The sequence below is a fragment of the Okeania sp. SIO2F4 genome, assembly GCF_010672385.1.
Lineage (GTDB): Bacteria > Cyanobacteriota > Cyanobacteriia > Cyanobacteriales > Microcoleaceae > Trichodesmium.
The window spans coordinates 4776-13516 of sequence record NZ_JAAHGT010000163.1 but is presented as its reverse complement, the minus strand read 5'-3'; the positions used below and the strand labels follow the sequence as shown (position 1 = coordinate 13516).

The 8741-nt window shown below is 41.0% G+C and carries 6 protein-coding genes and 2 pseudogenes; 3 read left to right on the top strand and 5 right to left on the bottom strand.

What is annotated here, in order from left to right:
* Positions 1 to 359: 359 nt before the first annotated feature.
* The 5 genes and pseudogenes from F6K22_RS12945 to F6K22_RS41990 all read right to left on the bottom strand — a co-directional run.
* A pseudogene (locus tag F6K22_RS12945) lies at positions 360 to 1811 on the bottom strand (RNA-guided endonuclease InsQ/TnpB family protein); the annotation flags it as partial.
* Between the two features lie 290 nt (positions 1812 to 2101).
* Entirely contained in the window at positions 2102 to 2512 is a 411-nt protein-coding gene (locus tag F6K22_RS12940; protein WP_293098007.1) for a universal stress protein, read from the bottom strand.
* 76 nt (positions 2513 to 2588) lie between these two features.
* Positions 2589 to 3080: pseudogene (locus F6K22_RS42000) on the bottom strand (RNA-guided endonuclease TnpB family protein); the annotation flags it as partial.
* A 134-nt stretch (positions 3081 to 3214) separates the two neighbouring features.
* Entirely contained in the window at positions 3215 to 3442 is a 228-nt protein-coding gene (locus F6K22_RS41995; RefSeq protein WP_363273456.1) for a transposase, read from the bottom strand.
* Positions 3443 to 3531: 89 nt separating this feature from the next.
* Positions 3532 to 3909 (bottom strand): helix-turn-helix domain-containing protein, encoded by a 378-nt coding sequence (locus F6K22_RS41990; protein ID WP_363273454.1) that lies wholly within the window; start codon positions 3907 to 3909, stop codon positions 3532 to 3534.
* 196 nt (positions 3910 to 4105) lie between these two features.
* Between F6K22_RS41990 and F6K22_RS12930 the strand changes: the two genes are divergently transcribed.
* The 3 genes from F6K22_RS12930 to F6K22_RS12920 all read left to right on the top strand — a co-directional run.
* Positions 4106 to 5302 (top strand): phosphoglycerate kinase, encoded by a 1197-nt coding sequence (locus F6K22_RS12930; protein WP_293098004.1) that lies wholly within the window; start codon positions 4106 to 4108, stop codon positions 5300 to 5302.
* 1174 nt (positions 5303 to 6476) lie between these two features.
* A complete protein-coding gene (locus tag F6K22_RS12925) occupies positions 6477 to 6698 on the top strand; it encodes a PEP-CTERM sorting domain-containing protein (protein WP_293098002.1) in 222 nt (73 codons plus the stop codon).
* Between the two features lie 475 nt (positions 6699 to 7173).
* The coding region (locus F6K22_RS12920; RefSeq protein ID WP_293098000.1) for an SdrD B-like domain-containing protein at positions 7174 to 8741 on the top strand (1568 nt) is incomplete at its 3' end.

The following is an 8741-nucleotide window of genomic DNA, read 5'->3' as shown; positions in this document are numbered from 1 at the left end:
AGTACTTAATTTTGATATTTGTACGGTTTTATGTACTGATGTTAAGTATAATAATATTTGTAATGTTATTATTTGAGATGGACTCAACTTTTGTTCGATCTGGTTTTGATCAAAGCCTAATATATTCTCTTTTATTAATTTTTATTTGTAATTACCAACCCTTTTTGATCGGATTTTTAACTGTTTTGCCAGTTATTTGAATAAATAATCAAGCTACTGTGTGGCGCGATACTGCGCTCCGCAACGCTCCGCGAACGCACCACACCCCCATCTATTCTCAATAATAGTGGGATTTTAGTTGAACTATTCTTCAGCTTATTTGATAAGTCCACCTCTATATATAGCTTTCAGCTACCTTGTCACCCCGTGAGGTGCTTCGCACAGGCTTCGCCAACGGGTCTTACAGTCGCTCCTAAAGACTTGCCAGCGCGGCCAAAGGGGGTTTCCCCCATGAGCGACTGGCGCTGACACTGCGAGTCCCGCAGCCTTCGAGCGTGGGCGTTCCCTCTCTTGGTCAGCATTCCCTCACAGGAGTGCGCGTTCCGCAAGCGAGCTGTCGGCGGCGCGGGGTCTGACCGCTTGCGTCTATCGCCGACGCGGGTTCCCATCCGCAAAATGTTAATTGCGGCGTTAATATCACGGTCATGGTGAATACCGCACTCTGGACAATCCCATTGTCTAATATTTAGAGGTAATTTTTCTACTACATGACCACAAATAGAGCAACGCGCGCGAACTGGGAAAATATCGGTCAATCTTGATTAATTCCCGCCCATGCCATTCGGCTTTGTATTCTAATTGCCTCACCACTTCTCCCCAGTTAGCATCACTGATAGCTCTAGCTAGTTTGTGATATCTTGGTGCGCGTTCCCTCTCTTGGTCGGCATTCCCATGGCACACTTCGGAGCGGCTCTGAAAGAGCGGGAAACCTCGCCGGGTTCCGACCGCTTGCGACTGGCGTCGTCGCGGGGTCGCACCGCTTTTTCACCATGTTTTTTACTGCTAAGTCCTCAACTACAATAGTTTGATTTTCTCTAAGAGCGTTGAGTGGGCGCGCTTATGGGTATAGTCTTCTCTTGAATCTTTAATTTTTGCGTGTATCCTAGCTACTTTCAGCCTGGCCTTTTGATAGTTATTAGACCCCTTAGTTTTTCTCTTTAGAGACTTCCCTGCTAACCTCAGTTTTTTGTGTAACTTGTAATGGTTCTTTGGGTTAGCAAATTTTTCTCCATCACTGGTTGTTAATAGACTGGTGATACCTAAGTCAATACCTACTTGTTTGTTAGTCGGGTTGAGTCTCAAATCTCTGGTGTTGTTGGCTCTCAAAGATATAGACCATCTACCACTAGGGTCAAGTTTGACAGTAATTGTACTAGGCACACAGTTTTGGGGTAGTTGCCTACTCCATCTAATTAGGTAGTGGTTGTGCACATTTAGCGAGACTAACTTGACCATCTTTCCACTTAAATGCAGATTTTGTGAATTCAGCACTACCACCGTTGCGCTTTTTCTTGAAGTTGGGATATTTAGCCCGTCCACCAAAAAAGTTGGTGAAAGCAGCCTGTAGATGTCTTAAACCTTGCTGAAGTGGTACACTACTTACTTCAGTCAGAAAATCTAAATCTTCCTGTTTTTTCCAGTTCGTCAGCATAGCTGAAGTTTGTTTGTAACCCACTGGTTCTTGGCGTTCATACCAAGCTTGAGTTCTTGCAGAAGCGCGCTTTGTTGTAGACTAAGCGTACAGATCCCAACGTCCTGAGCAACAGACTTTCCTGCTCCGGAGTGGGGTAAAATCTAAATTTGTACGCTTTTTAAACCATTTACTGCTTAATTTTCAACCCACAATATTCTAACATATTATGTGTAAACCCGCAACATTGATTGGTTTTCCAATTGCGTCGCTCCCCCACCGGAGAGCGCGGGTCAAGGGCCAACGTTGAGATAAAGCATTAAACGAGGTGGGTGTCATCTTGTCTGCTTGTGGAGGCGTAAGACGTTAGTCAGCCTGTGAAACAAGAAACTTCAGCAAACGAGGATTCAATTGTCTCTGTTTGGTGAGCTTCCGGTTATAATCTCCGATTTAACGGGAGAGAACTTTACTCTAAGGTACTACCAAAATTGGACAAGGAGACAGATTAATAATCCGGTTACTGACACTATCAGTAGCTCCTTCCTCACTCAAACCAGTACCTCGGCAGCCAATCACAATTAAGTCAGCTTCAATCTCATCAGCCACATCACAAATAGTAAAAGCCGGATGGCCTTCCCTTTGGATCGTTTCAGCTTGAATACCCTGCTCGGCAAATAGAGCCTTAGCCTCCTCTAAAAGTTGGGTAACTGTTTGCTCAGAAGTCATTTCTGGGTGGAATGCTTCCTGGCCTTGTGAAACCACTTCTCGCACTGAAATTACTACTAGGCGAGCTTGATATGTCTTGACAATGTTAATAACTTTCTCCGCAGCTTCGCGAGCTTCTCGGCTACGGTCTACAGGAAATAGAACTGTTTTAAACATAGGAGTATATTTGGGGCACGGATTCCGATAAAATGTTTACCTTGACATCCTCTCCAGCCTAAAGGTGCGGAGATTCCTACTGAGCCTTAGCTCTTTGGTGGGTTGACGCTTCACAGGGTGCTGCTTCCTTGGCGGTAGTCTCACGCTTCCCTCGACGTCCGTTTTTTGTCTCCGAATGTCCTCCGGCGACTAATATATTTATTGCTGCGTTTTCATCCCGGTCATGCTTACTGCCACAGTTGAGGCACTCCCATTCTCGCACTTTCAGGTCTAATTTTCCCACTCGAAAATGGCAACATGAACAGATTTGGGTCGTAGCCTCCCAAGGACTAATTACTCTTAGCTCGCGACCATACTTTTCTGCTTTTCCTTCTAATAATGTACGAAATTGTCTCCAGCCTAGATCGTTAATGGATCTGGACAATTTCCGATTTTTAATCATACCTGAAACGTTGACATCTTCCAGAAGAATTGTTTGGTTTTCACGAATTATTTCGGTAGATAATTTATGCAGGAAATCGGTTCTAGTATCTTTTAATTTACTGTGAAATTTAGCTATCCTAAGTCTGGCTTTTTCATATCGTTTAGAACCATTACTTTTTTTTGATAATGATTTACTTAATTTTCGTTACCGTTAGCGAGAGCTACCGTAGCAAGAGGCAGCTCCTCTGTTAGCGCAGCTCCTCCGGAGGAGGCAAGAGGCTACTTTTTAATTCGTTTTTTTAATGGTTTTGGCGCATCTACTTTTTGACCATTGCTGAATGTGGCAAAAGTAGAAATTCCTAAATCTATGCCTACTGAATTGTTAGATTCTGGTAGTTTTTGTGGTTGAATTTCTACGACAAAACTCAAGAAGTATCTAGTAGGGGCGAAGAGCTCTTCGCCCCTACAATCTTTGATTACTGTTACTGATGATGGTTCTCCAGGCAAGGAAGGGTCTTGACCAAACTACTTTAAGCCAGCCAATTTTTGCTAAATATACTTTGTCTTTATCTACTTTAAAACCTCTTAAGGTAAACCTAGCAGTTTGCGTGTGACCTGCGTTTTTTGAACCTTGGAGGTTTAATTGCAAAACCTTTTGTTTTACCTAGGGACGTTGCATGCAACGTCCGTACATTAAAAAAATTTTGGTAAGCCTGGTTTAAATCATTTAATGATTGTTGTAATGGGACTACTGAAACTTCCGACAACCACTCCCTATTTTCAGTTTTTTTAGCTTGAGTAATAAAGAGTTTTTGTAGTTGAGAGTTACTTGGTTTTTTCTGGCCTAAAGCATACTTTTCCTGACAACAAGCTAGACTATCGTTCCAGACTGTGCGGACACAACCAAATAGCTTGACTAATTGGTATTTTTGTCCCGATGTTGGATAAATTCGATATTTATACCTAGCTTTCATAATTATCGTTTTTAACTCACAATACTATAGGATATTTGTGGGTATTAAATCAAATCAAAAGTCGTCCTCAAAGGGCTAGGCGTAACTACCCAGTTTTTCGGTAAACGAATTGGTGTAACCTAATTTTATCCATTTATGGGCCATAAATCCCCAATAAATGGACATTGATCAAACAAATACTTAGGAGATTAATCCTGTGACAAAAAAAACTGTAGCAAATTTATCGGCATCTGACTTATCTGGCAAAAAGGTACTCATGCGGGCAGATTTTAATGTGCCTGTTGATAATGGTAGTATTACAGATGATACTAGGATTCGGGCAGCTCTTCCCACAATTCAAGATTTAATTGGCAAAGGTGCAAAAGTTATCTTGACTAGCCATTTTGGACGTCCAAAGGGAAAAGTAAATGAGGATATGCGTCTGAGTCTTGTGGGAGAAAGACTCTCTGAAGTATTGGGTAAGGAAGTTAAGAAGTGTGACGACTGCGTTGGTGAGGATGTAACTTCTACTGTGGCAGCGATGCAAGATGGAGATGTAGTTTTGCTCGAGAATGTTCGTTTCTACCCTGGAGAAGAAGGAAATGATCCAGAGTTTGCCAAGCAACTTGCTTCTGTGGCAGATGTATATGTGAATGATGCTTTCGGAACTGCTCACCGTGCTCATGCTTCGACTGAGGGCGTGACTAAATATTTGAGTCCTTCTGTAGGTGGTTATTTAATTGAAAAGGAATTGAAATTCCTCCAAGGTGCAATTGATGATCCTAAAAAACCTTTGGCTGCTATTATTGGTGGATCTAAGGTTTCTAGTAAAATTGGTGTGATTGATGCTTTGTTGGATAAGTGCGATAAGTTGCTCTTGGGTGGTGGCATGATTTTCACTTTCTACAAAGCTCGTGGTTTAAGTGTGGGTAAGTCTTTGGTTGAAGACGATAAGTTGGAATTGGCTAAGTCTCTGGAAGCTAAGGCAAAAGAGAAAGGTGTGGAGATGTTATTACCTACTGATGTAGTTGTAGCTGATAAGTTTGACCCAGAGGCGAATACTCAAACTGTTAGTGTTGAAGCTATTCCTGATGGTTGGATGGGTTTGGATATTGGTCCTGACTCGGCAAAGGTTTTCCAAGATGCTTTAGCAGACTGCAAAACTGTAATTTGGAACGGTCCGATGGGTGTGTTTGAGATGGAGAAATTTGCTAAGGGTACTGAAGCGATCGCCCGGACTCTTGCAGATAAGCAGGATGCTATTACTATTATTGGTGGTGGTGACTCTGTTGCGGCTGTAGAACAGTTGAATTTGGGAGAGAAAATGAGTCACATTTCTACTGGTGGTGGTGCTAGTTTGGAATTGTTAGAAGGTAAAGAGTTACCTGGTATTGTTGCTTTAGATGAAGCATAACTTGACTTAAGTAAGTTTTGGGTGCTTCTCTGTTTTGCTCGATCAATTCAATATAGAGAAGCACTCGATCTTGATAAATATTATGAAAGATATTAATTTTTGGCGTTGGTGAATCAAACTATGAATTAAGATATAGCAGTCGAAGCAAAGGGCGCGGACGCATCAAAAGCCTAAAACCTAGACAAAGCAAGATTTTTCCTTCTGCCTCCCCCCTTTCAAAGCTATGCTTTATAAACATCTTTCTTAACATAAAATTTGACAAAAGAGAGAAGTTATGTATAAGTCCTTTGAAAGGCTTTTTTCTCACAAAAGACAAAAGTGTATTGAATTATATCAAACCCGTCTGATTGGACATAAAAAAATTCTCCAATCGTCATAACTACGCTCGTCAAAGTGATTCTCTCTCCTCCTGAATTCTGAATTCTGGCTCCTGACTCCTTTTGACTTAACCAATCTATGAGTGTTTAACCGGATTTGATATTAGATATTTTTTTGAGAAATGCAGACAAGATTCTTACTTCCCCCTCTTCCCCCTCTCCCCCCTCTTCCCCCTCTTCCCCTCTTCCCACCCTCCCAAAAGGTTTTCAGGAGTTCCTTATCAGGGATAGCTTTCACGCGAGGGGTAGGGGGGATGGCTTCTGCCTTTTGCTATAAGTATTCAACCGAACATGATATTAGGCAAAACCTAGGTCATTAATCTCATTGCGACGATAGGAAGTAATCTCAAACCCTGACATTTCCTTAAAATGGGTAAGTCCTCAAAGATATAGATTTTTTGCAGGAGTAGGCAACAGGCAACAGCTCGAGAAGGTAACAAGCAAGAGATTTTTAGAGAGACTGGTTGATTTTATGGAGATATCTACTACATAATTATACTTTAATACCACCAAATACGGTTTAGATACCCCCTTTGAAAATTGATAGCTTCAAGCTGGAAAACCTTCCTGCCTCGTATCTTCTGCTTTTTCTTGAAGACAATATGTGTATGAAACCGGATTTTGTAGAAGAGTTATCCTAGAGACTTTTATAAAGATTTGACAAAGAGGAAGTAGAAAATTGGTGAAGATTCGATAAAGATATGAGGAAAAACAGATTTTCCTCTTGCAGTCTCCTAGAAAAATAGAATAGGATGATGACATCAAGCAAAACAAATCTTATGGAGTTCTCTCAAATTATGTTAAAAAATACTTTATCTGTTGCTGCTGCTACTATCGCTGTTATTGCTTCTGCTTCTCTACCTGCTGCTGCTACTGGATTAGGTGATATTTTAGGGCAAGCTAATACTCCTGCTAGAGTACCAGAACCTTCAACTATCTTAGGTACTCTCGTTGTTGGTGGTATTGGTTTAATCAGCACTAAGAAAAAAGACGCACAGTCTAACGAAGAGCAAAAGTAAGCTTTGGTTAAAGCATAAGGTTGATTATTCAAGATAGGAAAAAATCTCTCCCCTGAGAAACTAATTCCTGTTTCGGGGAGAAAATTTTTCTTATCATAACAAATTCGGTAATCGTAGAATATTTGTCTTATAGCTACATCTACCTAAGGCAATACCTCTACTTATAGTGAATATTGACTGAAATATCCCAATCAGGAATGATTTATCAGAAATTTATCCTACATTTTCTGATAAATCAAGGAATCTTCTCATCAATGTTTCAGCAAGGATTCCTGATTACTGTAGATATAAGAACTCTTGATTAGAAATATACCTAAATTAAATATTTATTTTCCTGTAACCCCTGTAGAGAAATTGCAGAAAATGTATCTACATTTTTTCAGGAGAAATTTTTTTGGTATGTCTACTTGTAGAGTAAACATCTGATCATTGATGATAAAAATACAAAAATAAACGCTACTACATAGGAATAAAAATGAGTAATTTGAGCGAAATCAGCAATCTCCTACCAAATCAGGTTACAGTCACCAGTGCCATATCACCCAATCTTTTAGCGGGAGGATCTGGAGTTGGCGATCCTAGTTACTTTGACTTGGAGATTGAAGATAACGATAAAGGTATACTAGACGGAGCTTTTGATTTCTTTTGTATCGACACCGATCTTCCTTTGGGTTTCAATGCCTTTGATTTTAACAATAATGGAGTTTATGGTGAAGAAAATGTTTTAGCACCAAATGTCAGTGAGGCATTCGGTCTCGATCCAAACACTACTTTTAATGAAGGAGATAGTAGGCGTTTCGACGCCAGTGTTTATTCCAGCTACGATCCTGCCGTTACAAGCGATGGGTTAGGAGGTCTCATTGAAAAGCCTGAAAATCTAGACCTGGTGAACTGGATTCTCAACAACACAGGTACAGGTAACGCTTTAGAAGGTTATACAGCTGGGGAAATTCAACTGGCAATCTGGGAACTGATGGATAATGCTCCTCCTAGTAGTGAGGAATTAAGAGGCGTCGAAGCATTTTTGGGATTTGACCAAGCTAATGTCGATGAAATCATAGATTTAGCTCAACAACATGGGGAAGGTTTTGAGCCTCAGGAAGCAGGTGAAAAAGTGGCTGTCATCCTTGTTCCCGAAGGCGATCTCAATGGCCTTGGCTATGGTGGTCAAATCATTGTTACTGCTGTGGAGATATCTAAATTTCAAGGTTCCATCGGTGATACTATCTTCCGAGATGACAATGGAGATGGACACCAAGACACAGGAGAAGCAGGGATTGAAAATGTCACAGTTGAGTTAATAGATAAAGGAGCTGATGGTGAACTAGGTGGAGGAGATGATACAGTCGTTGCAACTCAAACCACAGATGCTGATGGTAAGTATCTGTTTGAAGAACTCCCTACTGGCAATTATGCGGTTAAAGTTACAGATGAAAACAATGCTCTAGATGGTTTAGTTCAAACTGCTGACCCTGACTCTAACCTAGACAATATGTCTATGGTGGAATTAGCACCAGGTGAGAATAACCTTGACCAAGACTTTGGTTATGATGCTCCTACAGGTTCTATCGGTGACACTATCTTCCGCGATGATAATGCTGATGGAAACCAAGACGATGGAGAAGCAGGTATCTCTGGAGTAGAAGTCAAGTTAACCGATAAAGGAGCTGACGGAATATTCGGTACAGATGATGATGTAGTTATCGGAACTAAAACTACTGATGCAGATGGTAAGTATCTGTTTGAAGACTTAGAAGCAGGCAACTATCAAGTAGAAGTTCTCAATGATAATGGTGCTCTAGATGGTTTAGACCAGACTGCTGACCCTGACTCTAACCTAGACAATGGTTCTATGGTGGAATTAGACCCTGGGGAAAATGACCTTGAGCAAGACTTTGGTTATGATGCTCCTACAGGTTCTATCGGTGACACTATCTTCCGCGATGATAATGCTGATGGAAACCAAGACGATGGAGAAGCAGGTATCTCTGGAGTAGAAGTCAAGTTAACCGATAAAGGAGCTGACGGAATATTCGGTACAGA